Annotated in this window: 23 protein-coding genes; 10 read left to right on the plus strand and 13 right to left on the minus strand. The window is 71.4% G+C overall.

Features of this window, described 5'->3' with window-relative positions:
* Positions 1 to 32 precede the first annotated feature (32 nt).
* Positions 33 to 1,223: a zinc-dependent alcohol dehydrogenase gene (locus RFN52_RS34265; RefSeq protein ID WP_184852197.1), complete on the plus strand. Its 1,191-nt coding sequence runs from the start codon at positions 33 to 35 to the stop codon at positions 1,221 to 1,223.
* Positions 1,224 to 1,230: 7 nt separating this feature from the next.
* Here the strand turns inward: RFN52_RS34265 and RFN52_RS34270 are convergent, their stop codons facing one another.
* Positions 1,231 to 2,295, minus strand: a complete 1,065-nt coding sequence (locus tag RFN52_RS34270) for an ATP-dependent DNA ligase (RefSeq protein WP_184852199.1) — start codon at positions 2,293 to 2,295, stop codon at positions 1,231 to 1,233.
* A gap of 73 nt (positions 2,296 to 2,368) precedes the next feature.
* On the opposite strand from RFN52_RS34270, the gene ligD reads away from it, so the two are divergent.
* Complete coding sequence (ligD, locus tag RFN52_RS34275) at positions 2,369 to 3,400, plus strand: non-homologous end-joining DNA ligase (protein WP_184852202.1); 1,032 nt, start codon at positions 2,369 to 2,371, stop codon at positions 3,398 to 3,400.
* On the opposite strand, the gene RFN52_RS34280 is transcribed toward ligD, so the two are convergent.
* Together RFN52_RS34280 and RFN52_RS34285 are read right to left on the minus strand one after the other, a co-directional pair.
* Positions 3,387 to 5,531 carry an OmpL47-type beta-barrel domain-containing protein gene (locus tag RFN52_RS34280; protein ID WP_184854136.1) on the minus strand — a complete coding sequence of 715 codons (2,145 nt, stop codon included), beginning with the start codon at positions 5,529 to 5,531 and terminating at the stop codon, positions 3,387 to 3,389. The genes ligD and RFN52_RS34280 overlap by 14 nt on opposite strands.
* Positions 5,532 to 5,575: 44 nt before the next feature.
* Complete coding sequence (locus RFN52_RS34285; RefSeq protein ID WP_184852204.1) at positions 5,576 to 8,056, minus strand: ThuA domain-containing protein; 2,481 nt, start codon at positions 8,054 to 8,056, stop codon at positions 5,576 to 5,578.
* A 189-nt stretch (positions 8,057 to 8,245) separates the two neighbouring features.
* On the opposite strand from RFN52_RS34285, the gene RFN52_RS34290 reads away from it, so the two are divergent.
* Together RFN52_RS34290 and RFN52_RS34295 are read left to right on the plus strand one after the other, a co-directional pair.
* A complete protein-coding gene (locus RFN52_RS34290; protein ID WP_184852205.1) occupies positions 8,246 to 9,256 on the plus strand; it encodes a multicopper oxidase domain-containing protein in 1,011 nt (336 codons plus the stop codon).
* A 94-nt stretch (positions 9,257 to 9,350) separates the two neighbouring features.
* Positions 9,351 to 10,388, plus strand: a complete 1,038-nt coding sequence (locus tag RFN52_RS34295) for a LacI family DNA-binding transcriptional regulator (protein ID WP_184852207.1) — start codon at positions 9,351 to 9,353, stop codon at positions 10,386 to 10,388.
* 723 nt (positions 10,389 to 11,111) lie between these two features.
* Here the strand turns inward: RFN52_RS34295 and RFN52_RS34300 are convergent.
* Positions 11,112 to 11,897 (minus strand): VOC family protein, encoded by a 786-nt coding sequence (locus RFN52_RS34300; protein WP_184852209.1) that lies wholly within the window; start codon positions 11,895 to 11,897, stop codon positions 11,112 to 11,114.
* A 225-nt stretch (positions 11,898 to 12,122) separates the two neighbouring features.
* Here RFN52_RS34300 and RFN52_RS34305 point away from each other — a divergent pair, with 225 nt between their 5' ends.
* Positions 12,123 to 12,368, plus strand: a complete 246-nt coding sequence (locus tag RFN52_RS34305) for a WhiB family transcriptional regulator (protein ID WP_180989751.1) — start codon at positions 12,123 to 12,125, stop codon at positions 12,366 to 12,368.
* Positions 12,369 to 12,479: 111 nt separating this feature from the next.
* On the opposite strand, the gene RFN52_RS34310 is transcribed toward RFN52_RS34305, so the two are convergent.
* The 4 genes from RFN52_RS34310 to RFN52_RS34325 all read right to left on the minus strand — a co-directional run bounded on the left by RFN52_RS34310 (position 12,480) and on the right by RFN52_RS34325 (position 18,565).
* The gene (locus RFN52_RS34310) at positions 12,480 to 13,457 is read right to left on the minus strand and encodes an acyl-ACP desaturase (protein ID WP_184852211.1); all 978 of its coding nucleotides are present in this window, start codon (positions 13,455 to 13,457) and stop codon (positions 12,480 to 12,482) included.
* 191 nt (positions 13,458 to 13,648) lie between these two features.
* The gene (ddaH, locus tag RFN52_RS34315; protein ID WP_184852213.1) at positions 13,649 to 14,425 is read right to left on the minus strand and encodes a dimethylargininase; all 777 of its coding nucleotides are present in this window, start codon (positions 14,423 to 14,425) and stop codon (positions 13,649 to 13,651) included.
* Between the two features lie 227 nt (positions 14,426 to 14,652).
* Entirely contained in the window at positions 14,653 to 16,929 is a 2,277-nt protein-coding gene (locus RFN52_RS34320; protein ID WP_184852215.1) for an ATP-binding cassette domain-containing protein, read from the minus strand.
* A 10-nt stretch (positions 16,930 to 16,939) separates the two neighbouring features.
* A complete protein-coding gene (locus RFN52_RS34325; RefSeq protein ID WP_184852217.1) occupies positions 16,940 to 18,565 on the minus strand; it encodes an ABC-F family ATP-binding cassette domain-containing protein in 1,626 nt (541 codons plus the stop codon).
* Positions 18,566 to 18,867: 302 nt separating this feature from the next.
* On the opposite strand from RFN52_RS34325, the gene RFN52_RS34330 reads away from it, so the two are divergent.
* Both RFN52_RS34330 and RFN52_RS34335 read left to right on the plus strand, forming a co-directional pair.
* Positions 18,868 to 19,512: a GOLPH3/VPS74 family protein gene (locus tag RFN52_RS34330; RefSeq protein WP_184852219.1), complete on the plus strand. Its 645-nt coding sequence runs from the start codon at positions 18,868 to 18,870 to the stop codon at positions 19,510 to 19,512.
* Between the two features lie 136 nt (positions 19,513 to 19,648).
* Entirely contained in the window at positions 19,649 to 20,479 is an 831-nt protein-coding gene (locus RFN52_RS34335; RefSeq protein ID WP_184852221.1) for an isocitrate lyase/PEP mutase family protein, read from the plus strand.
* Position 20,480: 1 nt separating this feature from the next.
* Here RFN52_RS34335 and ssgD read toward each other — a convergent pair whose 3' ends face one another.
* Positions 20,481 to 20,897 (minus strand): spore wall synthesis regulator SsgD, encoded by a 417-nt coding sequence (gene ssgD / locus RFN52_RS34340; protein ID WP_053674905.1) that lies wholly within the window; start codon positions 20,895 to 20,897, stop codon positions 20,481 to 20,483.
* A 257-nt stretch (positions 20,898 to 21,154) separates the two neighbouring features.
* Between ssgD and RFN52_RS34345 the strand changes: the two genes are divergently transcribed.
* Together RFN52_RS34345 and RFN52_RS34350 are read left to right on the plus strand one after the other, a co-directional pair.
* Entirely contained in the window at positions 21,155 to 22,249 is a 1,095-nt protein-coding gene (locus tag RFN52_RS34345) for a WD40/YVTN/BNR-like repeat-containing protein (protein WP_311241126.1), read from the plus strand.
* Positions 22,250 to 22,319: 70 nt separating this feature from the next.
* Positions 22,320 to 22,643, plus strand: a complete 324-nt coding sequence (locus RFN52_RS34350; RefSeq protein WP_184852223.1) for a plasmid stabilization protein — start codon at positions 22,320 to 22,322, stop codon at positions 22,641 to 22,643.
* A gap of 10 nt (positions 22,644 to 22,653) precedes the next feature.
* Here RFN52_RS34350 and RFN52_RS34355 read toward each other — a convergent pair whose 3' ends face one another.
* From RFN52_RS34355 to RFN52_RS34365, 3 genes are read right to left on the minus strand one after another with little or no spacing between them, the layout of a single operon-like run.
* Entirely contained in the window at positions 22,654 to 22,947 is a 294-nt protein-coding gene (locus RFN52_RS34355; RefSeq protein WP_184852225.1) for a YciI family protein, read from the minus strand.
* A 19-nt stretch (positions 22,948 to 22,966) separates the two neighbouring features.
* Positions 22,967 to 24,595, minus strand: coding sequence for a transposase (locus RFN52_RS34360; protein WP_184852226.1), 1,629 nt, complete (start codon positions 24,593 to 24,595; stop codon positions 22,967 to 22,969).
* Positions 24,588 to 25,163: an IS607 family transposase gene (locus RFN52_RS34365; protein ID WP_184852228.1), complete on the minus strand. Its 576-nt coding sequence runs from the start codon at positions 25,161 to 25,163 to the stop codon at positions 24,588 to 24,590. Before RFN52_RS34365 ends, RFN52_RS34360 begins: the two co-directional genes overlap by 8 nt.
* Before the next feature lie 119 nt (positions 25,164 to 25,282).
* Between RFN52_RS34365 and RFN52_RS34370 the strand changes: the two genes are divergently transcribed.
* A complete protein-coding gene (locus tag RFN52_RS34370) occupies positions 25,283 to 25,975 on the plus strand; it encodes an endonuclease V (RefSeq protein ID WP_184852230.1) in 693 nt (230 codons plus the stop codon).
* On the opposite strand, the gene RFN52_RS34375 is transcribed toward RFN52_RS34370, so the two are convergent.
* A complete protein-coding gene (locus RFN52_RS34375) occupies positions 25,963 to 26,157 on the minus strand; it encodes a hypothetical protein (RefSeq protein ID WP_184852232.1) in 195 nt (64 codons plus the stop codon). The genes RFN52_RS34370 and RFN52_RS34375 overlap by 13 nt on opposite strands.
* Positions 26,158 to 26,231 lie beyond the last annotated feature (74 nt).

Below are 26,231 nucleotides of genomic sequence, written 5' to 3' on the forward strand. Positions count from 1 at the left end.
GACGCGCACGCTGACGGAGGGAGCGCGAGGCGATGAGGGCAGTGACCTGGCAGGGCAAGCGGGACGTGCGGGTGGAGAACGTGCCCGATCCGACGATCCAGGAGCCGACGGACGCGGTCATCCGCATCACCTCCACCGGGCTGTGCGGGTCCGACCTGCACCTGTACGAAGTGCTCACCCCGTTCATGACCCCGGGCGACATCCTCGGCCACGAACCGATGGGCATCGTCGAGGAGGTCGGCGCCGGTGTCCCGGACCTGCAGGTGGGGGACCGGGTCGTGGTGCCGTTCCAGATCGCCTGCGGCAACTGCTGGATGTGCCTGACCGGCCTGCCCACGCAGTGCGAGACCACCCAGGTGCAGGGCGAGGGCATGGGCGCCGCCCTGTTCGGCTACACCCGCCTGTACGGCGCGGTGCCGGGCGCCCAGGCCGAGTACCTGCGCGTACCGCAGGCACAGTTCGGCCCGATCAAGGTCCCCGAGGGCCCGCCCGACGACCGTTTCGTCTATCTCTCCGACGTCCTGCCCACCGCCTGGCAGGCGGTCGCCTACGCCGGCGTCCCGCAGGGCGGCAGCGTCGCCGTGCTCGGCCTCGGCCCCATCGGCGACATGGCCTGCCGCGTCGCCCAGGTGCAGGGCGCCGGCCGGGTGTTCGGCGTCGACCTCGTCCCGGAGCGGCTGCGCCGGGCGAAGGCACGGGGCGTGGAGACCTTCGACCTGAGGTCCTTCGACGACGAGAAGGAACTCGTCGAGGCGATCCGCGACCAGACCGACGGCCGCGGACCCGACGCCGTGATCGACGCCGTCGGCACCGAGGCCCACGGCAGTGCGGCCGCGCGCATGGTGCAGAACGCCGCGGCGATCCTGCCCCGCAAGATCGGCGCCCCCATCGCCGAGCGCTTCAGCGTCGACCGCCTCGCCGCGCTCTACACCGCCATCGACCTGGTGCGCCGCGGCGGCACCATCTCGCTGTCCGGCGTCTACGGCGGCATGGCGGACCCGCTGCCGCTGCTCACCCTGTTCGACAAGCAGATCCAGATGAGGATGGGCCAGGCCAACGTCCGCCGCTGGAGCGACGACATCCTCCCGTACCTCACCGACGAGGACCCCCTCGGCGTGGACGACTTCGCCACCCACCGGGTGTCGCTGTCCGAGGCCCCGCACGCGTACGAGATGTTCCAGCGCAAGCAGGACGGCGCGGTCAAGGTCCTGATGCAGCCGTGAGGCGCTGCTAGCCGCCGAGGATCTCCGCCAGGTCGTAGCGGACCGGCTCCTCCAACTGCGCGTACGTGCAGCTCCGGGGGGTCCGGTCCGGGCGCCAGCGGCGGAAACGGGCGGTGTGCCGGAAGCGCTGCCCGTTCTCCATGTGGTCGTACGCCACCTCGGCCACCCGGTCCGGCCTGAGCGGCACCCACGACAGGTCCTTGCGGCCCGACCAGCGGCTCGGTGCCCCCGGCAGCCGGGCCGTCTCGTGGGCGGCCTCCTCGGACCAGGCCGCCCACGGATGCCCCGTCACGTCGTCCAGGCGCAGCGGCTCCAGCTCCTCCACCAGCTCGGCACGCCGCTTCATCGTGAAGGCGGCGGAGACACCCACGTGCTGGAGGGTCCCGCGGTCGTCGTACAGGCCGAGCAGGAGCGAACCGACGACCGGGCCGCTCTTGTGCAGCCGGTACCCGGCGACCACGACGTCCGCCGTCCGCTCGTGCTTGATCTTGAACATGGCGCGCTGGTCCGGCCGGTAGCGCACGGTCAGCGGCTTGGCGATGACCCCGTCCAGTCCCGCCCCCTCGTACTCCTCGAACCACTGCCGCGCCACCTCGATGTCGGTGGTCGCCGGTGCCAGGTGCACCGGGGCCCGCACCCCGGACAGCGCCCCGGCCAGCCGCTCCCGCCGCTCGGTCAGCGGCGTGTCCATCAGCGACTCGTCCCCCAGCGCCAGCACATCGAACACGACGAGCGACGCCGGGGTCCGCTCCGCCAGCATCCGCACCCGCGAGTCCGCCGGGTGGATCCGCTCCGTCAGCGCGTCGAAGTCCAGATGCCCTTCCCGCGCGATCACGATCTCCCCGTCCACCACGCACCGCTCCGGCAACCGCTCCCGCGCAGCCGCCACCAGCTCGGGAAAGTACCTGGTCAGAGGCTTCCCGGTGCGGCTGCCCAGCTCGACCTCGTCCCCGTCGCGGAAAACGATCGCCCGGAACCCGTCCCACTTCGCCTCGTACTGCATGCCCGCGGGGATCGCCGCCACGGACTTGGCGAGCATCGGCAGGACGGGGGGCATCACCGGCAGATCCATGGATCGATTCTGCGCCGGCATCCAACCGAATGCCCGATGTGCGAGGTATGCGGGCGACGCCTACGGTGGCGGCATGGGTGACGCGGTGGAGCTGGAGGTGGACGGCCGGACGGTACGGCTGTCCAGCCCGGACAAGATGTTTTTTCCCGAGCGCGGCTTCACCAAGCTGGACCTGGCGCGCTACTACATCGCCGTCGGCCCCGGCATCCTGCGCGCCCTGCGCGACCGGCCGACCACCCTGGAGCGCTACCCCGAGGGGGTGAACGGCGAGAACTTCTTCCAGAAGCGGGCGCCGAAGAACATGCCCGACTGGATCCCGACCGCGCACATCACCTTCCCCAGCGGCCGCAGCGCCGACGAGATGTGCCCCACCGAGGCCGGTGCCGTGGTGTGGGCCGCCCAGTTCGGCACCCTCACCTTCCACCCCTGGCCGGTACGCCGCGACGACGTCGACCACCCGGACGAACTCCGCATCGACCTCGACCCGCAGCCCGGCACCGACTACGACGACGCCGCCCGCGCCGCCCACGAACTGCGCGCGGTGCTCGACGAGTTCGGCGGCCTGCGCGGCTTCCCCAAGACCTCGGGAGGCCGCGGCCTGCACGTCTTCGTGCCTATCGAGCCGCGCTGGACCTTCACCCAGGTCCGCCGCGCCGCCATCGCCGTCGGCCGGGAGATGGAACGGCGGATGCCCGAGCACGTGACCATCAAGTGGTGGAAGGAGGAGCGGGGCAGACGCATCTTCATCGACTACAACCAGACGGCACGCGACCGCACGATCGCCTCCGCCTACTCCGTGCGCCCCCGCCCGCACGCCCCCGTCTCCGCACCCCTGAGCTGGGACGAGGTCGGCGTCGCGCACCCCCAGGACTTCGACCTCGCGACCATGCCCGCGCGCTTCGCCGAACTCGGCGACGTGCACGCGGACATGGACGACAAGCGCTACTCCCTGGAAGCCCTGCTCGACCTCGCCCGCCGCGACGAGCACGACCACGGGCTGGGCGATCTGCCGTACCCGCCCGAGTATCCGAAGATGCCGGGGGAGCCCAGGCGGGTACAGCCGAGCAGGGCCCGCAAGGAGAAGGAGCCTCCTACAGCTCCTTGATCCGGATGTCCCGGTACGAGACGACATCCGTCGTGCCGTGCACCTGGAGCCCGATGTAGCCGGAGGCGAACCGCCGCCCGTCCGTGCCCGGGTCGTCCGAGCGCGGCGGGCTGAACTCCTGGCCGCCGGTGTTGTCGAACTCGTTGATCAGCACACCGTTGCGGAACACCGAGTAGTGCTGGCCCTCCACACGGATCTCGTAGTCGTTCCAGGTGCCCTTCTGCGTCACGCCCGCGCCGGCGAGACCGACCCGGTCGAAGCCGTAGACCGACCCCGTCTTGTACATGTCGCCGTCGGGCCGGTCGAGCACCTGCACCTCGTGCCCGTACTTGATGGCGACCCACTCCGGGCGGGACTCCTCGGGGTGGTCGTGGACCCACGGGAAGCGCACGAAGACACCGGAGTTGGCGTTGCCGGTGCCGGGTGCGTCGTCACGCCACTGGAGCTTCAGCGAGAAGTCGCCGTACTTGCGCTGCGGGAACCACAGCATGCCCATGCCGGGCGTCGTGGTGCTGGAGGTGATCGTCCCGTCCGGGTTCAGCCCGAACGAACCGCCGCCCACCTGCTGCCACTGGGCGAGGGACCCCGCGGTGCCGTCGAACAGCGCCCGGTAGCCCTCGGTCTGCCCCGGCCTGCCGATGCCCGACTCGCGGGCCGCCTTCCGGATGGCCCTGGTCTCCCGCTGGTCGAGCACGCCTTCCTTCAGCAATGCGTCGAGAACGGACGTCACGTGCTTGAGGAACAGCGCCTGGGACGTCCACTCCTTCTCGTCCTCGATCAGCTCGCCGATCCGGCACCGGTTGTCGGTCACCCGGTTGCGCACCCCGGAGTCGGCCGTGCCGACGAACACCGTCAGCCGCTCGTCGTACTCGGGGCAGTCCGGCGCCGGGACCTGCCCGGAGACGACCGTGAAGGTCACCGTACGGGCCGCCGCGGTGTTCCCGGCCTTGTCCGTCGCCCGGTAGGCCACGGTGTGCGCACCCGCCCGGTCGACCACCACCGGTGCCGAGTAGGCGAGGTACGGCCCGCCGTCCAGCGAGTACTCGATCCTCTCGACGCCCGAGCCGTGCGCGTCGGTCGCCGTGACGGTCACCCGGGCGCTGTTGACGTACGCCCCGGCGGAGTTCTTCGTGCCCTCCACGGTCACACCCGTCACCGGGGGTGTGGTGTCCTGCGGCGGCGCGGCGGCCACCGTGAACCGCACACTCTTCTCCGCCGCCACGTTGCCCGCCTTGTCGGTGGCGCGGTAGCGGACGGTGTGCTCGCCCACCTGGTGCACCATCACGGGTGCGGTGTACGGCTGCCAGGCACCCGAACCGACCGCGTACTCGATGGTGTTGACCCCGGAGCCCGTGTCGGAGGCCGAGACGGTGACCGTCGCCATGTCGATGTACGCCCCGTCGGCGTCGCGCTCACCGCTCACCGTCGCCGAGGTCTCCGGCGCGGTTGTGTCGTCCGACTGGGGAGCGACGACCGTGAACGCGGCGCTCTTCTCCGCGGAGACGTTCCCCGCCTTGTCGAACGCCCGGTAGCGGACCTGATGGCTGCCGACCTGGTCGACGACGACCGGCGTGGTGTACGGCTGCCAGGCACCCGCCTCGCCGATCGCGTACTCGATCCGGTCGACGCCGGAGCCGCCCTCGTCGGTGGCGTGCAGCGTCACGCTCGCCGAACCGACGTACTGGCCCTGTGTGTTCTGCGTGCCGCTCACGTGCGCCGACGCCTCGGGCGCCGTGGTGTCCTCGCCGGTGCCCTCGGTCACCGTCAGGATGCCCTGCATCTGGCCGTGGCCGGGGATCGTGCAGTGGTAGAAGTACCGGCCGGGCGTGAGCGTGACCTGGGCGGTGTGCTTGCCGCCCTGGGCGTCGTTCGGGTTGGCCAGGATGTTGAGCTGCACGTCGTCGTTGAACTCGGGGTCGCTGGTCACGAACGTCAGCGTGTGCGGCATGCCCGTGGTGTTGCCGGTGGCCGCGCTGTTCTCGAAGACGATCGTGGCCGTGCCGGCGACCGCGGTCTTCGGCGCCGAGAGGTACTTGTCGATGTCGTTGCCGGCCGTCCAGGTGAGCACCTGGTCGGGGGCTTCTCCGTCGGGCTGCCCGGCGGCGGGCAGCGCCTGCACGCCGAGCAGCATCAGCAGGGCGGCCAGCAGGGCGGCCCAGACTCTTCGGTGCCGGATCACTCGCTCCCCCTCGCCAGCTGACCGGCGGCCGGGGTGGGCCCGCCGCCCTTGTAGGTGACCCGCCACAGGGCCGACTTGGAGTCCGAGGTGAAGAAGCCGCGCCCGTAGTCGAGGACGTACAGCGCGCCGTCCGGACCGAACCTCCAGTCCATGAGGTTCTTGATGCCGTCGTTGCCGACCGGCACGATCTTCTTCAGCGACTCCGCGTGCACCGGCAGACCGCCGTCGCCTTGCGTCTTCGGGTCCATGAGCACCGCGTTGCGCGGCTGGTCGGCGTCGTAGAAGTCACCGACGAACCACTTGCCGTCCCAGTACGCCGGCCACTTCACGGCGCTGTCCGCCGCGACCGTGCCGTAGCGGTAGACCGGCCCGTTCATCGCGGCCTGCCCGCCGCCCTTCAGCCAGGGCAGCCGGTACGTGGCCTCCGCCGGCTTGTACGACGGGACGCCGTTCGCGTCGCGCGGGTAGTCGGGGCCGCCGCCCGAGGGCGAGTACCAGATGTTGTTGCCGGTCACCGGCGGCAGGTTGACCAGGCCGTCGTTGTTCGGCGACTCGTTCTTCGGGTGGTCGCAGTCGTACCAGCCCAGCGGCTTGGACGGGTCCGGCAGATTGCGGTCCCGGTAGGGCTGCTTGTTGCCCATGCAGTACGGCCAGCCGCGGTTGCCCGCCCCGGTGATGGCGGCGAACGTGTCGTACTTCGCCGGGCCCCAGGTCGTCGAGGGCGCGCTCGCGTCCGGGCCGACCCAGCCCGCGTAGAGCACGTCGGTCGACTTGTCGACGGAGATGCGCGCCGGGTTGCGCACGCCCATCACATAGATCTCGCCGCGCGTCTTGCCACCGCCCTCGTCGGGCTCCTTCCCGGTGAAGAGATTGCCGGCGGGGAGCGTGTACGTCCCGTCCGGCTCCGGGTGGATGCGCAGGATCTTGCCGTTGAGGTTGTTGGTGTTGCCCGCGGTGCGGCGCGCGTCCGCGAAGGAGACGCCCTTGTAGTTCGGCTGCGGATTGTTGCCCGAGTAGCCGCTGGTGAACCCGCTGGAGTTGTTGTCACCCGTGGCGATGTACAGGTTGCCCTTGGAGTCCCAGGCCATCCCGCCGCCCGCGTGGCAGCAACTGTGGATCTGCACCGGCCACTTCAGCAGGACCTTCTCACTGGAGAGGTCCAGCCTGTTCGTGGCCCGGTCGAGCGTGAACCGGGAGACCCGCCGCTCCGCCATCCGCGTCTCGCGGTTGATCCGCTCGTGCGGCGTGTAGTGCAGATACACCCAGCCGTTCTGCGCGAACCCGGGGTCCAGCTCGATGCCGAGGAGCCCCTCCTCGACCTTGACCAGTTCGTCGCCGCCGCCCTTGTTGCCGAAGACGGTGAGCGCGCCGGCCAGGGTGACCTGCTTGGTCTTCGGATCGTAGACGTGGATCTCGCCCTTGCCCTTGCCGATGTCGGGGTTGTTCCAGTCCGTGATCACGGGCTGCGAGGAGTCCGCGCCGCCCCGGCCGATGTAGAACACCCGGCCGTCGGGCGCGGTGACCATCCCGTGCGGCTCGCCGATCTGGTCGTTCTGCCCGGGCTGGTTGGGCTTGGTCAGCCGCTCCGCCGCGTAGTGGGCGTTGATGGTCGCCTTGCAGTCGGCCTGCTCCAGACGGGTCGTCCACATCAGCGCGCCGCGCAGATGGTCGCGGAAGTCGGTCTCGTCGTACGACGACACCGTCCCGCCCATGCCCGTGTAGAAGGAACGGCCGCCGTCGTAGTCGCGGCACCAGCTGACCGGATGGTCCCAGCCGTTCGATCCCGAGCCCGGCTGGTAGGTCGACTCGCGGACCCGGGCCACCGTGTGGACGTCGCCCGAGGGGTTCTTCGCCCAGTTCAGCCACCGGTCCGGGCGCTTCCACTGCACCGGCAGGTCCTTGGTGGCGACGTGCCCGCGGTCGCCGACCTCGACGGTCGCGCGCTGCACGGCCGTCGGGCTGGAGGCGGCCGGACGGGCACCCACCAGACCGGTGAACCAGTCCGAGTACGGCTCCGCGCGCGCCGCGTCATGGATGCCGACGAACCCGCCGCCGGCCTCCATGTACGCCTCCAGGCCCGCCTCCTGCTCCGCGTCGAGGACATCGCCCCCGCCGGTCAGGAACACGATCGCGTTGAAGCGGCCGAGCCTCGTGGAGTCGGTGAACACCGAGGCGTCACCGGTGGCCTGCACCTTGAAACGGCGGTTCGCCGGGCCGGTCAGGCCGATGTCCTCGATGGCCTCGATCCCGGCGTTCACCACCGGCGACTCCTCCCCGGCCGCCGCGGAACCGTGGAAGATCAGCACCCGTACGTTCTCGCCGCCCGGCGGCGACTTGATCGACATCGTTGTCAACGGGGGTTCGGGGTAAGGGCGCGCGTTCGCGGCCGGGCCGGACAGCAGCCCGGCGGTCACGATCCCGGCGGCGACGGACGCCGCCCAGACGCGTCTTGACTTGCTCAACCCTCGTAAGTGCATGGGCACCTCCTCGGTCACAGCAACACCGCCAAGGAAGCTAAACCCCTTTGCGCAGCTCGCCAATACCTATGACCGGGATGGCGCCAACTTTGTCTTGAGTGTGGATAAACGGGAGCGCGGCCGGTACCGTCGCACAGGTTCATCACAGGTACGCCTCCGTAAATGCCTTACCAGGGTGGGGAGTTCCGCATGGACAGACGCAGCTTCAACCGGCGGGTCCTGCTGGGCGGCGCGGCCGTCGCGACATCGTTGTCCGTGGCTCCGGAGGCCATCAGCGCCGCCGGACCGGCGAAGACGGCGCCCGCCGGAGGCGAGGTGAAGCGCATCAAGCTGTACGCCGAGAAGCTCGCCGACGGGCAGATGGGCTACGGCCTGGAGAAGGGCAAGGCGTCCGTCCCGGGCCCCCTGATCGAACTCAACGAAGGCGACACACTGCACATCGAGTTCGAGAACACCATGGACGTGGCGGTGAGCCTGCACGTCCACGGCCTCGACTACGAAATCACCAGCGACGGCACGAAGATGAACCGCAGTCATGTCGAGCCGGGCGGCACCCGCACCTACACCTGGCGCACCCACGCCCCCGGCCGCCGCAAGGACGGCACCTGGCGGGCTGGCAGCGCGGGCTACTGGCACTACCACGACCACGTGGTCGGTACCGAGCACGGCACGGTGGGGTTGCAGAAGGGCCTGTTCGGCCCGGTCGTCGTCCGCCGCAAGGGCGACGTCCTGCCGGACCGGACGCACACGGTCGTCTTCAACGACATGCGGATCAACAACAAGCCGCCGCACTCGGGGCCGGACTTCGAGGCCACGGTGGGGGACCGCGTGGAGTTCGTCGTGATCACGCACGGCGAGTTCTACCACACGTTCCACATGCACGGTCACCGCTGGGCGGACAACCGCACCGGCATGCTGACCGGCCCCGAGGACCCCAGTCAGGTCATCGACAACAAGATCACGGGCCCGGCCGACTCGTTCGGCTTCCAGGTGATCGCGGGGGAGGGCGTCGGCGCGGGCGCCTGGATGTACCACTGCCACGTGCAGAGCCACTCCGACATGGGGATGGTGGGACTGTTCCTGGTGAAGAAGCCGGACGGCACCATTCCGGGGTACGACCCGCACGAGCACGGCCACGAACCGGCCGGCGGCGGCCACGAGCACGGGGAGGAGCCGCCGGGCGGCGGCCACGAGCACTGACGGGCGACCGTTCCGCGCGGCACGCGAGAGCGCTCTCACCACCCTGCGGCCCCAGGGCTATCCTGATCCGCAGCCGCAGGTGAGGAGCCCCGAAGTGACCGACACAGCCCCGCGTCCCACCCTGGAGGCCGTGGCCGCCCGGGCCGGCGTCTCGCGGGCCACCGTGTCCCGCGTGGTCAACGGCGGCGACGGGGTGCGGGACATCCTGGTGGAGCGGGTCCGCAAGGCCGTGGACGAGCTCGGGTACGTACCCAACCAGGCCGCACGCTCCCTGGTGACCCGACGGCACGACGCGGTCGCGGTCGTCGTCGCCGAACCGGAGACCCGGGTCTTCGCCGACCCGTTCTTCGCGCTCCAGCTGCGCGGCATCAGCAAGGAACTCACCGCCCACGACAACCAGCTCGTGCTGCTGCTCACGGAGGGCCGGGACGACCACGCCCGGGTCGCCAGGTACCTCGCCGGCGGACATGTCGACGGCGCCCTCGTCTTCTCCCTGCACCTCGACGACCCGCTGCCGGAGCTGATCCAGCGGGCCGGTGTCCCGACGGTCTTCGGCGGTCGGCCCGGCTGGAGCGGCGACCGGCGCGAGGTGGTCTACGTCGACAGCGACAACCGCGGCGGTGCCCGCGACGCCGTCCGCCACCTGGCAGGGCTCGGCCGCACCCGCATCGCGCACATCACCGGCGCCCTCGACCAGACCTCCGCCGCGGACCGCCTCGACGGCTACCGGGACGTCATGGTGGACGCCGACCCACGGCTGATCGCCGAGGCCGACTTCACCCCGGCCGGGGGCGAGCGGGCGATGCGCGACCTCCTGGAGCGCTGCCCGGACGTGGACGCGGTGTTCGCCGCCAACGACCTCATGGCCTCCGGGGCGCTGCGCGTCCTGCGCGAGTCGGGCCGCCGGGTCCCCGGCGACGTGGCCGTGATCGGGTTCGACGACATGCGGCCCGTGGCGGAACAGACCGATCCGCCCCTCACGACGGTCCGTCAGGACATAGAGGAGATGGGCCGCCTGATGGCCCGCCTGCTGCTGCGTGGCATCGACCCGGGCGCCCCCCGGGAGGGCGTCGGGGCGACGCCCTCCAGCGTGGTGCTGCCCACGACGCTGGTGCGGAGGGGGTCGGCCTAGCGCCTGCCGGGGCGGCGACGTTGATGGGGGCGGCAGCGGACTTCCGGTGCGGGGGTTCCGGGCGGTGGCTGGGGGTCGCGCTGGTGGGTGCTTGGGTCGGTGGCTGGGGGTCCTCGCGTCGGCGGGTGCTCGGCCTGGTGGCTGGGGGTCGCGCTGGTAGGTGCTTGGGTCGGTGGCTGGGGGTCCTCGCGTCGGCGGGTGCTCGGCCTGGTGGCTGGGGGTCGCGCTGGTGGGTGCTTGGCCCGGTGGCTGGGGGTCCTTGCGCCGGTGGGCACTCGGCCTGGTGGCTGGGGGTCGCGCTGGTGGGTGCTTGGCCCGGTGGCTGGGGGTCCTTGCGCCGGTGGGCACTCGGCCTGGTGGCTGGGGGTCGCGCTGGTGGGTGCTTGGCCCGGTGGCTGGGAGCCCCGTGCCGGTGGGTGCTCGGCCCGGCGCTCGTGAGCCCCGCGCCCGCAAAGCCGGGCCGGCGGGCAGGGCCCGCCGTGGTGCCGGCCGGGCACGGCATCGCCCCGTCCGGCGCCGCGCCCGCAGCCGGCCCGGTCCCGCTCGTGCTGTCGCCGCCCCGCCGCTCGGTGCCCTGACCCCGCTGCGGTCGCGTGGGCGTGGCCGCCCGGCCGCGCGGTGAAGCGGTGAGCGCGTGCGGGTCGGAAGGGAGGAGAGGCCGGGGCGCGACGCGCCGGGGGCCGCAGCGGCAGGCGCCGCTCTCGTGACGGGCCCGGGCCCGCCTCACCCCTGCTGTGGCTCGCTTCGGATCACCGCGAAGCGGGCGCCGTACGGGTCGGCGAGTTTCGCCAGGCGGCCGACGGACGGGAGGTCCGTGGCGGGGAGGCGGACCGTGCCGCCCAGTTCCCCGGCCCTGGCGACGGTGGCGTCCGGGTCGGCGACCTCGAAGTACGGCAGCCAGTAGGCCTCCTCCTCGGCCGGGTCGTCGGCCAGCGGGACGACTCCGCCGAACATGGCGTCCTCGCTTTGCCCGGCGGGACTGAACGTGGTGTACGTGCCGCCGGCGAAGTCGGCGCCGAAGGTCTCCAGACCCAGTACGGAGTGGTAGAAGGCGGCCGCGGCCGGGACGTCCGCCGTGTACAGCTCGACCCAGCACAGCGAGCCGGGCTCCCGGACCACCTCCAGGCCCTCGTTGCGGCCCGGCTGCCACAGGCCGAAGGTCACTCCTGCCTGGTCGGCGAGGATCGCCATCCGGCCCAGGTCCTGGACGTCCATCGGCTGCACCGCCACCGAGCCGCGCGCCTGCTCGGCCGCGCGCGCCGTGGCGTCGGCGTCCGGCGCCTGGAAGTACACCGTCCAGGACGGCGGGCCCTGCTCGGCGGTGGTCTGCATCCCCCCGGCGGCCGTCCTGCCGCCGAGCTGGAACAGGCCGTACCCTCCGACCTCCGGACCGCCCGGCTGGAACCGCCAGTCGAACAGCCCGCCGTAGAAGGCGGCGGCGCCGTCGATGTCGGGGGTGCCGAGGTCGATCCAGTTCGGAGCGCCGCTGATATAACGGGTGGTGAGCATCGTCGCCCTCCTCGCACAGGGGCCCGTCGTCCGCACTGCCGAGTCTTTCACCGCCGGGTGACATCCGCCGCCGGAACACCGCCGCGGCGGGTTGCGCGGTGCTTCCGCGCGCCGCCGTGCGCCGGCCGGTCCGGCGGGCCACCATCGAGGCGGCCGGGGGCCCGGGAACGCGGTGTTGATCGCGCGTTGATCGAACGTTTTGCGCCGCCCGCGACGCTTCCGGTCATGCACATCGACACGATCACCTCGCCCGAACTCGAATGGCAGCAAGAGGCGTTGTGCGCGCAGACGGGGGCGGACTTCTTCTTCCCCGAACCGGGCAGTTCGGTGCGGGAGGCGAAGCGGATCTGCGGTATGTGCCCGATCCGTGCGGCCTGCCTCGCGTACGCGCTGGACAACGACGAGCGCTTCGGCGTCTGGGGCGGCCTCTCGGAGAAGGAGCGGCTGGAGCTGCGGCGGGTGTCGCGGTAGAGGCCACGCGGGGCCGGGACCTCCCGGTCCTCTCACGTCCACTGCCGGTACGCACGAGGCCCCGGCCGCTCGTGGCGGCCGGGGCCTCGTGGCAGTGGGTGGCGGGGCGTGTCAGGCGCCGGCCCGGGCCGCCATGCGGGCCTTGCGGGCGGCCAGCTTCTCGTCGAACTTCGACGCCTCGGAGTCCAGGCCGCCCATGAACAGACCGAGTTCCTCCTGCGCCTTGCGGCCCTCGGGGCCCAGCCCGTCGATCTCCATGATCTTCAGGAAGCGCAGCACCGGCTGGAGCACGTCGTCGTGGTGGATGCGCATGTTGTAGATCTCGCCGATCGCCATCTGCGCGGCGGCCCGCTCGAAGCCGGGCATGCCGTGGCCGGGCATCCGGAAGTTCACGATGACGTCGCGCACCGCCATCATCGTCAGGTCGGGCGCCAGCTCGAAGGCCGCCTTCAGCAGGTTCCGGTAGAAGACCATGTGCAGGTTCTCGTCGGTGGCGATGCGCGCCAGCATGCGGTCGCAGACCGGGTCCCCGGACTGGTGGCCGGTGTTGCGGTGCGAGACGCGGGTCGCGAGTTCCTGGAAGGCTACGTAGGCGACCGAGTGCAGCATCGAGTGCCGGTTGTCCGACTCGAAGCCCTCGGCCATGTGGGACATCCGGAACTCTTCCAGCTTGTCCGGGTCCACCGCGCGCGAGGTGAGCAGGTAGTCCCGCATGACGATGCCGTGCCGGCCCTCCTCGGCGGTCCAGCGGTGCACCCAGGTCCCCCAGGCGCCGTCGCGGCCGAACAGCGAGGCGATCTCGTGGTGGTAGCTGGGCAGGTTGTCCTCGGTGAGAAGGTTGACGACGAGCGCGATGCGGCCGATCTCGGTGACCTTGGACTGCTCCTTGCCCCAGGCCTCGCCGTCCTCGAAGATGCCGGGGAAGTTGCGTCCGTCGCTCCACGGCACGTACTCGTGCGGCATCCAGTCCTTGGCTACCTTCAGATGCCGGTTGAGCTCCTTCTCGACCACTTCCTCCAGGGCGTACAGCAGCTGAGCGTCGGTCCAGGCGCCGGCCGGGCTGCCGAGGTGGGGAGTGGTGATCGTCATGGACTCTCCAGGGGACAAACGTATGAGCGGTGTGCAGTGAACCTACGGCATCGTAGGCTACGTTTCCGTAGGTTACGAGGCCGTAGGTTAAGAGTGCTGTAAAGGCCGCTGATCAGCGGGGTCGCTCGTCCGCGCGTCAACTCCCCGGACCCCGCAGGTCGAGGGACCGAGGGGGGAACGTGCGACTCCGGTCAGACGTACAGCTCCCGCAGCCGCACCGAGAGGCACGTCACACATCCCTCCAGCTTCTCGAACTCGCTGATGTCCACGACGACCGGTTCGTACCCGAGGTCGGCGAACAGCTCGGCTGTCTTCGGCGCGCTCGCCGCCATCAGCAGCTTGTCGCCGCCGAGCAGGACGACGTGGGACCCCGCTTCCTCAGGGACGGGCAGGAAGCGCGCGAACAGTGAGGGCGTGTCCATCTTGGGGATGTGTCCGATGACCGTACCGTCCGGCAGTGCGGTGACCGCCGACTTCAGGTGCAGCACCTTGCTCACCGGCGCGGAGACGACCCGCGCGCCGAGCGGCTCGAACGCGGCGCGCAGCTGCTGGACGCCGGCGGCGTTGGTGCGTCCGCCCCGGCCCACGTAGACGGTGTCGCCGATCTTCAGGACGTCGCCGCCCTCCAGCGTGCCGGGGTCCCAGATCCAGTTCACCGAGCAGCCCAGACCGGCCACGGCCTCCTCGACCCCGGCGGTCTCCGCACGCCGGGAGTCGGCGCCCGGGCGGGCGATCAGCGCGACGTTCCGGTACATCACGACCGTGTCCTCGACGAACACCGAGTCCGGGCAGTCGTCGGCCGGGTCCACCTCGATGGTCTCCCAGCCGTGCGTGCGCAGGGCCTCCACGTACGCCTCCCACTGCTCGACGGCGAGGTCGACGTCGACCTTCTCCCGCTCGATGTGGGTCACCAGCCCCTCGGCGAGGCGCGGGCTGGGGCGGCGGACGAGGGCCTTCTTGCTGGGCACGAGCGTGACTCCGTATCGGATGGACGTGTCTGGACCGCACCGACGGGGCCTCCGGGATCGACCGGAACCCATCGGGCGTCGGCCGCCATCATGCAGGGCGAACGGGGGAGAGGACAGCCCCGGGGCGGGGCGGAGAGGCTGGGCGCTGATCAACCGCCCGCCGGGTACCCCGCTCCCGCACCGTCGAACTCGGCCCACCGGCCCGGCCTGCTCCGGCGCCCCCGGCTTCACGGGCGGTGCCGCACCGCCCGCCGCAGATGCTCCCCGGTGAAGGAGCCCTGCGCCTCCAGAAGCTGCCGGGGCGTGCCCTCGAAGACGATCTCGCCGCCGTCCCGGCCGCCGTCCGGGCCGAGGTCGATCACCCAGTCGGCCCGGGCGATCACGTCGAGGTTGTGCTCGACGACGACGACCGTGTTGCCCGCGTCGACCAGCCGGTCCAGCAGGGCGACGAGGCCCTCCACATCCGCCATGTGCAGGCCGGTCGTCGGCTCGTCGAGCACGTAGACCGCGCCCGTCCGGTGCAGTCGCGTGGCCAGCTTGATGCGCTGCCGCTCGCCGCCGGAGAGCGTGGAGAGGGGCTGGCCGAGGGTGAGGTAGGTCAGTCCGACGTCCCGCAGGGCGCGCAGCCGGCGCCGTACGCCCGTGTCGTCGAAGAACCCGAGTGCCTGCTCGGCCGTCATCGCCAGGACGTCCGCGACGGAATGCCCCCGCACGGTCAGCCGCAGCACCTCCTCCTTGAAGCGCCGCCCCTCGCAGTCGTGACAGGTCGTCGTCACCGGGTCCATGAAGGCGAGATCGGCGAATACGACGCCCCGCCCCTCGCAGGTGCCGCAGGCCCCGCCGGAGTTGAAGCTGAACAGGCCCGCCACGGCCCCCGTCTCACGGGCGAAGATCTTCCGGACCGTGTCCATGATCCCCAGGTAGGTCGCCGGGGTGGAGCGGCCCGAGATGCCGATCGACGACTGGTCGACGACCACGGCCTCCTCGTGTGCCGCGGTGAACTCTCCGGCCAGGGTGCTCTTTCCCGACCCCGCGACGCCGGTCACGGCCGTGAGCACACCGGCCGGGAACCGTACGGTCACGTCCCGCAGGTTGTGCCGGTCCGCGCCCTTGACCCACAGCTCGCCCGTGGGCTCCCGCACCTCGTCCTTGACCGCCGTACGGGTGCGCAGGCACCGCCCGGTGAGCGTGCCGGACACGGCCAGTTCCTCCGGCGTCCCCTCGAACACCACCGTGCCGCCCCCGGCGCCGGCGCCCGGGCCCATGTCGACGACGTGGTCGGCCAGCGCAATCACGTCCGGGTCGTGCTCGACGACCAGCACCGTGTTCCCCTTGTCGCGCAGCCGCAGCAGCAGGTCGCCGAGACGGCCCACGTCACGCGGGTGCAGGCCGACGCTCGGCTCGTCGAAGATGTACGTCACGCCGGTCAGGCTGGAGCCGAGGTGCCGCACCGTCTTCAGCCGCTGTCCCTCCCCGCCGCTGAGCGTGGCCGTCTCCCGGTCGAGGCTGAGGTAGCCCAGGCCGATCGCCTCGATGCGCTCCAGCGCGGCCACGGCGGCGGAGGCGATCGGCCCGGCCACCGCGTCGTCGATCTCCTTCAGCACGGCGATCAGGTCGGTGACCTGCATACGGGTGCAGTCGGCGATCGACCGGCCGTTGATCCGGGTCGCCAGGGCCGCCGCGTTCAGACGCGCTCCGCGGCAGTCCGGGCAGGTGCCCTCCACCAGGAACGCGCTCACCAGGTCCCGGGTCTTCTGGCTCATGGCCGACAGGTCCCGCTTCAGGTACAGCCGCTCGAAGCGGACGGCCAGCCCCTCGTAGTCCGTGGTCCAGGTGCCGCCCGCGCCGTTGACGGTGACCTGGCTGCCGGGCCGCCCGCGCATCAGGAACTCCCGCTCGGCGGCCGTGAACCGGCCCACCGGCTTGTGCGGGTCGAGGTCGGCGCTGTTCGTGTACGCCTGCCCCTGCCAGGTCCCGGCGGCGAAGGGCGGGAAGCGGACCGCCCCGTCGGCGAGGGAACGGTCCGGGTCCAGGATGCGGTCCCAGTCGGGCCGTACCGCCCGGCCGAGACCGTCGCACCCGGGGCACATGCCCGACGGGTCGTTGAAGGAGTACGCCGTCGCCCCTCCGGCGCTCGGGGTGCCGTACCGGGAGAACAGCACCCGGATCACCGAGTAGACGTCGGTCATGGTGCCGACGGTCGACCGGGAGTGGCCGCCGACCTGCCGCTGGTCGACGACGATCGCCGGGGTGAGGTCCTCCAGACCGTCCGCGTGGGGCCGCTCGAACTTGGGCAGCCGGTTGCGGACGAACCAGGGGTACGTCTCGTTCAGCTGGCGCTGCGACTCCACCGCGATCGTGTCGAAGACGACGGACGACTTCCCCGACCCCGAAACGCCGGTGAACACGGTCAGCCGGCCTTTCGGGATGCGCAGGGTGACGTCCTTGAGGTTGTTCTCGCGTGCTCCGGTCAGGGTGATGGCATCGTGCGCGAAGTCGGTCATGCCACCGACGCTAGGCGGAAAACCAGACAGCCTCTGGCGTGATTTCCTTGAGTTCTCCCTCCTCCAGCAACAGCCATCGTGTGATGCCGATCGACTCCAGGAACGGCAGGTCGTGACTGGCCACGATCAGCGCCCCCTCGTACGACTCCAGGGCCGTGGTGAGCTGCCGGACGCTCGCCATGTCGAGGTTGTTGGTCGGCTCGTCGAGCATGAGCAGCTGCGGCGCGGGCTCCGCCAGCATCAGCGCGGCCAGCGCCGCCCGGAAGCGTTCGCCGCCGGACAGCGTCGCCGCCTTCTGGTCGGCGCGGGCGCCCCGGAACAGGAAGCGCGCCAGCCGTGCCCGGACCCGGTTGTTGGTGGCGCCCGGCGCGAACCGGGCCACGTTCTCGGCGACGGTCCGCTCGCCGTCGAGGACGTCGAGCCGCTGCGGCAGGAACCGCAGCGGGACGTGCGCCCGCACCTCGCCCGACTCCGGGGCGAGCTCCCCGGCGATCGTGCGCAGCAGTGTGGTCTTGCCCGCGCCGTTGCGCCCGATGAGCGCGACCCGCTCGGGACCGCGCAGTTCCAGGCCGCCCTTCACCCGGGCTCCGTAGCGGAGCCCGAGATCCTGCAGCGTGAGGACGGTACGCCCCGGCGGCACGGCCGTGTACGGCAGGTCGACGCGGATCTCGTCGTCGTCCCGGACCGCCTCCACCGCGTCGTCCAGCCGCTCCTTGGCCTCGGCGAGCTTCTCCTCGTGCATGATGCGGTGCTTGCCCGCGGACTCCTGCGCCGCGCGCTTGCGTGCCCCCATGACGATCTTCGGCTCGCGCTTGCTGTCCCACATCTTCTGCCCGTACCGCTTGCGGCGGGCCAGCTTGACCTGGGCGTCGGTCAGTTCGCGTTTCTGTTTGCGGAAGTCGGCCTCGGCGACGCGCACCATGCGCTCGGCCGCCTCCTGCTCGATCTCCAGGGCCTCCTCGTAGTCGGAGTAGTTGCCGCCGTACCAGGTGACCCGGCCGGAGCGCAGATCGGCGATCTGGTCGACGAGGTCCAGTAGTTCACGGTCGTGGCTGACGACGACCATCACGCCCGGCCAGGACTGGACGGCCGCGTACAGCCGTCTGCGGGCGTACAGGTCGAGGTTGTTGGTCGGCTCGTCCAGCAGCAGCACGTCGGGGCGGCGCAGCAGCAGGGCGGCCAGGCGCAGCAGCACCGACTCGCCGCCCGACACCTCGCCGATGGTGCGGTCCAGCTCGACGTGTCCGAGCCCGAGTTCGCCGAGGGTGGCGAGGGCGCGTTCCTCGACGTCCCAGTCGTCGCCGACGGTCTCGAAGTGCGCCTCGGAGACGTCGCCGGCCTCGATGGCGTGCAGGGCGGCGCGCTGTTCGGCGATGCCGAGGGCCTCGTCCACGCGCAGGGTGGTGTCGAGCGTGACGTTCTGCGGGAGGTAGCCGACCTCGCCGGCCACGCGGACGGTGCCGTCGGCCGGTGCGAGTTCACCGGCGATGAGCCTCAACAGGGTTGATTTCCCGGACCCGTTGATGCCGACCAGGCCGGTCCGGCCGGGGCCGAACGCGACGTCCAGGCCCTCGAAGACGGGGCTGCCGTCGGGCCAGGTGAACGAGAGGGATGTGACGGTGATGGAGGTAGACATGCGGCCTCACTCGCGGTTGCTCGAAGCGGTCGGGGGCAAACGCGTGTCGAGACACCTGCGACCAGGGGGGAGGCTCCATGGCACACCACGGGCATGAGAAATGCCCTGTACCGGAGGACGGCTCGAACGCCGAGGTCGCACGCAGCGCACACCAGTCGGGTGTGACGCGGTGTCTCAGGACCTCAGACGAGCAACGTCCTTCTCCAATCGGCGGCAACAGGGACGCTTTACACCGTACGAGGGGCCTCTGAGCCTGTCAACGAATTAACGTGAAACCCGATCTGCCGCCCCGAGGAGGCCCCGTGCCCAACGGCCCGCTCACGCTGCCGGCCCGGCTCTGCCTGCTGGCCTGGGACGCCGCGCGGCCGGCTGCCGGAAGCGCCGCCCACCGGCCCGGGCCGGTGCGGGCCGGCGCCCTCGTCGAGCTGGCCCGTCGCGGCCTGCTCACCGACGACGACGGCATCGTCACACCGGCCGACCTGGACACGAGCACGGGTGACGCGGTCCTCGACGGACTGCTCGAACTCGTCCGCGAGTCGTGCCCGCACCCCTGGCGGACCTGGGTGACGCTGCGGGCGCGGGTGACCCTCGACGCCGTACGGGAGCAGCTGGTGGCGGAGGGGTATCTGCGGGCCGAGAAGAGACGGGTCCTCGGCGTGTTCCCGTCCGTCGAGTACGCGCTGGAGCGCCCGGCCGCCGTGGAGGTGCTGCGGGAGGAGACCCGGCAGGTCCTGCGCGGGCCGCTGCCGGTCGCGGAGATCTCCGAGCGGGACGCCGCGCTCGCCGTCCTCGCCGCCGCGGCGGGCCTCTTCGGCGAGAGCACTCCCGGCCGGCGCGTCGGGGAACTGGCCGAACGGGCCGGAGCGGCAACGCCCGGGCTGCGCGGGATCGTGCGCGAGCTGACCTCGGCGGTGACGGCCGGGGCCGCGGTGGCGACTTCGTCCTGACGCCCGCCGGGGTCGGGGTGCGGCGACTTCGCCCTGACGCCCGCCGGGCCGGGGCGGAGGCCCGGCCTGCTCTGGCCGACCACCCTGTCGGATTCCTGCCAGACCGGCACCCCGTCCCGCTGGTTCAGTTGCCCGCATGACGAACCAGAGCGACCGCGCCTCCGCCTTCCATGACCTCCACCTCCCCGGGACCCCGCTGGTCCTGCCCAACGCCTGGGACGCCGTGAGCGCGCGCATCGTCGAGGACGCGGGTGCCGCCGCCGTGGCGACGACCAGCGCCGGGCTCGTCTGGGCGCTGGGCGCGCCGGACGGCGAGCGGGTGGACCGTGATGCGGCGGTCGCCGCCGTCGCCAGGATGGCGCGCGCCGTGACCGTCCCCGTGACCGCGGACATCGAGAGCGGCTACGCCGAGGACGCCGAGGGCGTCGCCGGCACGGTCCGGGCGGTCATCGCCGCCGGAGCGGTGGGCGTGAACATCGAGGACGCGCTGTACGGAACCGGAACCGGCGGCCCGCTGCGGGACGTCGCCGAGCAGGCGGAGCGGATCGCCGCCGCGCGTGAGGCGGCCGACGCCGCGGGAGTGCCGCTGTTCGTCAACGCCCGGATCGACACCTTCCTGAGCGGGGCCGGGGGAGTGGACCTCACCCTGGCGCGGGCCGCCGCCTTCCGCGCCGCGGGCGCCGACGGGATCTTCGTCCCCGGGGCCGTCGACCCGGGAACCGTGAAGGAACTCGTGAACGGTGTCGACGGACCGCTGAACGTCATGGCCGGCCCCGGCGCACCCCCGGTCGCCGAACTGGCCGCCCTGGGCGTCGCCCGCATCAGCGTCGGCTCGGGAATCGCCCAGGCCGCCCACGCCCTGGTCCGCCGGGCCGCCAGGGAGCTGCTGGACCGGGGGACCTACGGGTCGCTGACCGACGCGCTCGCCTACGGTGAGGTCAACGCCCTTCTCGAACAGGCTCGTTAGTTCAGCAAGCGTCCCGCATCAGCTCGGCGAGACCGTGGTCCAGGTCCAGCTGGAGGTGCTCGAGACCGACGGGCACGAGCTCGCTCGTGGCCTCCAGGAACCGGCGGATCTCGCTGGAGCGGACGTGGACCACGGCGGTGCCCTCGGGGGCGTGGAACTCCAGCACGGTGCGGTCGTAGCCGTAGGGCCGCACGCGCACGTCGCCGTGCCCCTCGGCGCTCTTCTGGCCCGCGGCGAGCAGCTCGCGGGAGAAGGTCCAGCAGACCTCGACGCCCTCCAGAGTGGCCGGGGCGGGGAAGGTCATACGGACGGCGAAAGGATCACGCCGGTCGTAGTGCAGCGTCGCGGGAATGCTCGGCATACGCGGCGCGGCGGCGACGAGGCGGGCCTCCACGGGCTGCTCGATGACGATGGACAACGCCTTGCTCCCTTGTGACGGCTGGACGGACACTTCCGGGCGGATGAGGCCGGGCATTGGAAGAGACGACGGAATCAGCCAATCCGTGCACACGAAATGCGAGTGACCTCTGTCACCGCCTTCATGCACCAGAGTGACGTGACTCTCCTCGTGTGCCCCGAAGGGCACTTGTGGCACCTCCCGCACCACCCGGAAGGCCGGTGAGGCCATCTGGACGGCACCCGGGAGCTGGGCTAGCTTCCCCCGCCATGAGGCGCATGGGGAGCACGCGACGGACGGGACGGACACGGGGCAGGGCGACCGCGATGGCGGCCTGCGCGGCGGCACTGGCAGCCCTGACCGCCGTACCGGCACAGGCGCACGAACCGGAGCGCCGGGTGCCGCACTGGGAACTCAAGGACACCGGCACCCCACAGGCACGGTTCCGGGGCCTCGCCGCAGTCAGCCGGACCACAGCCTGGGTCGCCGGGACCGGCGGCACCGTCCTGCGCACCACCGACGCCGGGGCGACCTGGCGCAACGTCTCCCCGCCCGGCGCGGGGGAGTTGCAGTTCCGGGACGTCGAGGCGTTCGACGCGCGCCGCGCCGTGGTCCTGGCCATCGGCGAGGGCGAGGCGTCCCGGATCTACCGAACAAACGACGGCGGAGCCACCTGGACGGAGTCCTTCCGCAACACCGACCCCCAGGCCTTCTACGACTGCCTCGCCTTCTTCGACCACCGCCACGGCCTCGCGATGAGCGACCCGGTGGACGGCAGGTTCCGCATCCTGTCGACCGGCGACGGAGGCCGTACCTGGAAGGTGCTGCCGGACGAGGGCATGCCGGCCGCGCAGGAGGGCGAGGCGGGTTTCGCGGCGAGCGGCCAGTGCCTGGTGACGTCCGGGCCGAAGGACGTCTGGCTCGCCACCGGCGGGGCAGCACGCGCGCGCGTGCTGCACTCCGCCGACCGGGGACGCACCTGGACGGCCACCGACACGCCCCTCCCGGCGGGCGACCCGGCCCGCGGCGTCTTCGCGCTCGCCTTCCGCGACCGCACCCGGGGCCTCGCCGTCGGCGGCGACTACCGGCCCGACCAGCCCTCGCCGCGCGCCGCCGCGCGCACCTTCGACGGCGGCCGCACCTGGCGCCCGGCGGCCACGCCTCCGCCCGCCTACCGCTCCGGCGTCGCCTGGCTCCCGCACAGCCGCACCGCCGCCCTCGCCGTCGGCCCCACCGGCACCGACCTCACCACGGACGCCGGCCGCACCTGGCGGACCGTCGGCACCGGTTCCTACGACACCGTCGACTGCACCCCGGACCACGGGTGCTGGGCCGCCGGTGAGAAGGGCCGGGTTGCCCGCCTGGAGCACTGAGCATGCGGGGTGCCCTGATCGTTGGCAGGGTGGGTACTCGTTCACTGATCGTGAAAGGAAGTGAGCGAGAATGCCACGCGGTTCGAGCTCCAAGCGGGAGCGCCAGTACGAACACATCAAGGAAAGCGCGAAGGACCGGGGCGAGAGCACCGGCCGCGCCAAGGAGATCGCCGCGCGGACGGTGAACAAGGAACGCGCCCGCGCAGGGGAGTCGAAGACGGCCAGCCGCACCTCCACGAAGGACATGTCCTCCGGCAAGCGCGGCGGCCAGCGGTCGGGGCAGGGCTCCCAGGGCCCCACCTACGACCAGCTGTACCAGGAGGCCAAGCGCAAGGGCGTCGAGGGCCGTTCCAGCATGAACAAGAGCCAGCTGCAGCGCGCCCTGGGCAAGTGAGGCGGATGCCTCAGAGGCTCTCCCGGTAGGCCTCCAGGGCGGGAGCCGTCTTCGTCGCCGTGAACTCGGTGACGCGGTAGGCGCACACGCCCGCGGTGACGAACGGGTCCTGTGCGGTGATCTCCTCGATCCGCGCGCGATCCCCCGCGACGGCGAGGATCACCCCGCCGTCGCGGGGGTTCTTGCGCCCGGACGCGAGGAACACCCCCTGCCGGTACTGCTCGTCGAGCCAGGCCACATGCTGCTCCAGCACGGCGTCGACGGCTTCCAGCGGGGCGGTGTACGCCAGCTCCAGCACGAACATGACCGGGAGCCTACCGTTCCTATTCAGTGAGCAGGAGTGGGTCTTGGACCCGTGCCTGGTCACTGCGGACATCCCGAACGGTTGTGGATGTCCTGGTCGCCCGCGTACTCGCCGCGTCCGGCGGCACGGATCGTGTCCGTGGTCCGGGGATGCGGGGGCGGGGTCCCTCACGCTCAGGGGAACGCCGGTCGGCCTGGACGGTCCGATGCCCGTGCACATCGCTCTGGTGTGCACGGGGCGGTGTCGTCCGTCGCCGGATCGGGTGCCCTTGAGCGCGTCGTCCGATCGCGATGCTTGCAGCATCGTGCCGGGTGGTCTTACGGGTGGGGCCGGTCATCGGCTTTTGCCAGTGCTGGGCGCCCCACTTGCTGGTGTAGGCCGGGTCCACGGCGATGATCGCGATACCTGTGGCGTCGGCCATGGAGGTCAGCCGGGCACGGAGCTTGCCGGTCGGCATACCGGAGATGAGTTGCCGGAATCGGCGCTTGCGCCCGTGCTTCTCTCTGGTTTTCTCGGCCTGAAAGTCGAGGTCTTCCACCGCGATGGCCTTGGCGCCGCAGGTCTTGGCCCAGTTCAGCAGCCGTGTGAGGGCGTGCCGTACCTGGGCGTCGCGGTGCTGGGCTGTGCCGGACAGGTCGTAGAAGAACCGGCGCGGGTGGCCGATCGGGTTGCCGTGAGTGTCCAGGCGCCAGGCGGCGAGGTGTTCGGCATTGGTGTCCACGCCGATCACGCCATCGGCGAGGGCGGCTTTGAGTGGGATGGTCTGGGTGGGCGGGATCTGCCAGGAGGCGTCCGCATACCAGTGCCCGCGCCCTGTGTCGTAGTGGATGCGGTAGGCCACGGCCCGGTTGGCCTCCACACGGTCGGCCCACTCGTGCCCCTGGTGAGGGAAGCGCACCTTCGCAGCCAGTACGTACCGGCCGTGCCTGGCGTTGGCCAGGTCGGCGAGCGGGCCCGGGAGCTTGATCGACAGTTCGCCCTCGGGCGTTATGCGGATCGTCTCGTTGCCGAACCTTTTACCCGACTCGCCGTCCGCCTTCAGGAACCAGCGCCCCGCTTCCCACCGCTCACGCCACTCGGCCTCGGTGAGCTGCCCCTTACCGAGGTTGTGGCGGGGGCCGAGCAGACGCTTGCCGCCACGCACGACATGCACCCGGCCCGCTTCCCGGTCGGCCCGAACCTGCTTGAGTCGATCCTCAAGCACACGCAGCCGTCGCGTCTTATGGAACCACTCGTGCGCCGAGCGGTAGCCGCCCGGAGCCCGCTTGGTGCCCTTGTGTCCGATCGGCAGCGACAGCCGGTGCCGGATCGTCGTGATACCGGCTTGGAGGGACTGCACGTGTGCGGCCTGGCCCCGCCGGGCGAGCGCCCACTGGTCATGCGTGGCCTTCGTGATCGACCCGGCCCACCTGGACGACGACTGGGCCGTCAGGTCCCTCTTACGGGCCGCCCAAGACTCGGTGGAGTGCTCCAGGCCGTCCATGCAACGCGCTTTGAGGTCCTTCGAAGCGAGCGAGCCCAGGTGCGCCCCCACCGAACGCAGCACCTTCTCATCCTCGGGCGTGAGGTCCCTCAGCCTGGTGCGTACCACCACACCGGACGGGCCGAGAACGACGAACGGCGCGGCGATCGGGGGGAGGTCAGCCATGTTCGCAGGCTTGCAGTGCCTTGAGGGCGCGGTTCTTCGCCGACCTGCGCCCGTAGTGTCGGGCGCAGAACGAGGTCAGTACCTCCACCATGTCCCGCACCAGGTCGTCTGCGATCTCGCCGTCCTCCAGCACCAGCAGCCGACGGCCCGTCGCGGACAGGGCGGCCTCGACGAGCTCGACGTTCATCCGGCCGAGCCGGTCCTTGTGCTCCACCACCACACAGGTCACGTTCGGGTCGGCCAGCAGACGCCGGGCTTTGGAGCGGCGGCCGTGCATCCCGGAAGCGATCTCCGCCTCGACACGGGCGACTCGGTGACCTGCCTTCGCTGCCCACGCCGACAGCCGGGCGACCTGGCGTTCCAGATCGGTCTTGTGATCGGGCGAGGACACGCGGGCATACAGGCCCAGACCGCCGATGGCCTCGGGTGTGGTGTTCGCGTCGATGTTCACCAGGATTGTGCGTGGCCCGACCCGCTGAGCCGGTACCGGCAACGTCCCCTCACGGAACCAGCGATACGCGGTCTGCGGATGCACGCCTTGTGTCTTCGCCCATTCCGTCAGATTCACGCTCTGACAACGACACTCACTCGTACATGGTTACGCTCACTTACCCCACTTCGAGGACCAGCAGGTGGAACCCCCGGGCATCCGCCCCGCAGCCGGGGAGCCCGTAAGCTCGGGCCACCATGACGACCGTACGCATCCCCGAAGACTGGCCCACGACCGAGGAGCAGGCGCGCGCCGTCCAGGACGAACTGCGCGCAGGCGTGATCCTCGGCGAACCGGGGCCGCCGCCCGGCTCGGGCCGGGTGACCGGGGTCGACGTCGCGTACGACGACGAACGGGACGTCGTCGCCGCGGCGGCGGTCGTGCTGGACGCGTCGAGCCTCGAAGTCGTCGCCGAGGCCACGGCCGTGGGCCGGGTCTCCTTCCCGTACGTGCCCGGACTGCTCGCGTTCCGCGAGATCCCCACCGTCCTCGCCGTCCTCGCCGCCCTGCCGTGCCCGCCCGGCCTGGTCGTCTGCGACGGCTACGGCCTCGCCCACCCGCGCCGCTTCGGCCTCGCCAGCCACCTCGGCGTCCTCACCGGCCTGCCCACGATCGGCGTCGCCAAGAACCCCTTCACCTTCACCTACGACGACCCGGACACCCCGCGCGGCAGCTCCTCCGCGCTGCTCGCCGGCTCCGAGGAGGTCGGCAGGGCCCTGCGCACCAGGGACGGTGTCAAACCGGTCTTCGTCTCCGTCGGCCACCGCGTGACCCTGCCGAACGCCTGCGCCCACACCCTGGCGCTGACCCCCGCCTACCGCCTCCCGGAGACCACGCGCAGGGCGGACGCGTTGTGTCGGAAGGCGCTGCGGGAGGCCTACTCCGTCTGATCGGCCACGTGCCAGCGGCCCACCTCCCGGTACTCCGAGTCGTAGATGGCCGCCCCGTCCCCGGGGCTGAGCGCGTAGTGCCGGACATTGCCGCCCCAGTACCTCAGGATCCGGCCCAGCTCGCCGGCCGGATCCTTCACCAACGCCGCGTCGTCCATGGTGACTTCGAGAAGGAACTTCATGCCTTCAATGGTTTCATTGAAGTCGTTGTCGGCACTTCTGGCGCTTGTGCCGAGGCCGGAGTGCGCAAAGCCTC

Source organism: Streptomyces collinus (assembly GCF_031348265.1).
In the GTDB taxonomy this organism is placed as follows: Bacteria; Actinomycetota; Actinomycetes; order Streptomycetales; family Streptomycetaceae; genus Streptomyces; species Streptomyces collinus.

Bases quoted from the DNA above. Each gene is read 5' to 3' on its own strand.
- RFN52_RS34265 (WP_184852197.1), top strand. From the start codon at position 33: ATGAGGGCAGTGACCTGGCAGGGCAAGCGGGACGTGCGGGTGGAGAAC.
- RFN52_RS34270 (WP_184852199.1), bottom strand. From the start codon at position 2,295: ATGGATCTGCCGGTGATGCCCCCCGTCCTGCCGATGCTCGCCAAGTCC.
- ligD (WP_184852202.1), top strand. From the start codon at position 2,369: ATGGGTGACGCGGTGGAGCTGGAGGTGGACGGCCGGACGGTACGGCTG.
- RFN52_RS34280 (WP_184854136.1), bottom strand. From the start codon at position 5,531: ATGCTGCTCGGCGTGCAGGCGCTGCCCGCCGCCGGGCAGCCCGACGGA.
- RFN52_RS34285 (WP_184852204.1), bottom strand. From the start codon at position 8,056: ATGCACTTACGAGGGTTGAGCAAGTCAAGACGCGTCTGGGCGGCGTCC.
- RFN52_RS34290 (WP_184852205.1), top strand. From the start codon at position 8,246: ATGGACAGACGCAGCTTCAACCGGCGGGTCCTGCTGGGCGGCGCGGCC.
- RFN52_RS34300 (WP_184852209.1), bottom strand. From the start codon at position 11,897: ATGCTCACCACCCGTTATATCAGCGGCGCTCCGAACTGGATCGACCTC.
- RFN52_RS34305 (WP_180989751.1), top strand. From the start codon at position 12,123: ATGCACATCGACACGATCACCTCGCCCGAACTCGAATGGCAGCAAGAG.
- RFN52_RS34310 (WP_184852211.1), bottom strand. From the start codon at position 13,457: ATGACGATCACCACTCCCCACCTCGGCAGCCCGGCCGGCGCCTGGACC.
- RFN52_RS34320 (WP_184852215.1), bottom strand. From the start codon at position 16,929: ATGACCGACTTCGCGCACGATGCCATCACCCTGACCGGAGCACGCGAG.
- RFN52_RS34325 (WP_184852217.1), bottom strand. From the start codon at position 18,565: ATGTCTACCTCCATCACCGTCACATCCCTCTCGTTCACCTGGCCCGAC.
- RFN52_RS34335 (WP_184852221.1), top strand. From the start codon at position 19,649: ATGACGAACCAGAGCGACCGCGCCTCCGCCTTCCATGACCTCCACCTC.
- RFN52_RS34345 (WP_311241126.1), top strand. From the start codon at position 21,155: ATGGGGAGCACGCGACGGACGGGACGGACACGGGGCAGGGCGACCGCG.
- RFN52_RS34350 (WP_184852223.1), top strand. From the start codon at position 22,320: ATGCCACGCGGTTCGAGCTCCAAGCGGGAGCGCCAGTACGAACACATC.
- RFN52_RS34355 (WP_184852225.1), bottom strand. From the start codon at position 22,947: ATGTTCGTGCTGGAGCTGGCGTACACCGCCCCGCTGGAAGCCGTCGAC.
- RFN52_RS34360 (WP_184852226.1), bottom strand. From the start codon at position 24,595: ATGGCTGACCTCCCCCCGATCGCCGCGCCGTTCGTCGTTCTCGGCCCG.
- RFN52_RS34370 (WP_184852230.1), top strand. From the start codon at position 25,283: ATGACGACCGTACGCATCCCCGAAGACTGGCCCACGACCGAGGAGCAG.
- RFN52_RS34375 (WP_184852232.1), bottom strand. From the start codon at position 26,157: ATGAAGTTCCTTCTCGAAGTCACCATGGACGACGCGGCGTTGGTGAAG.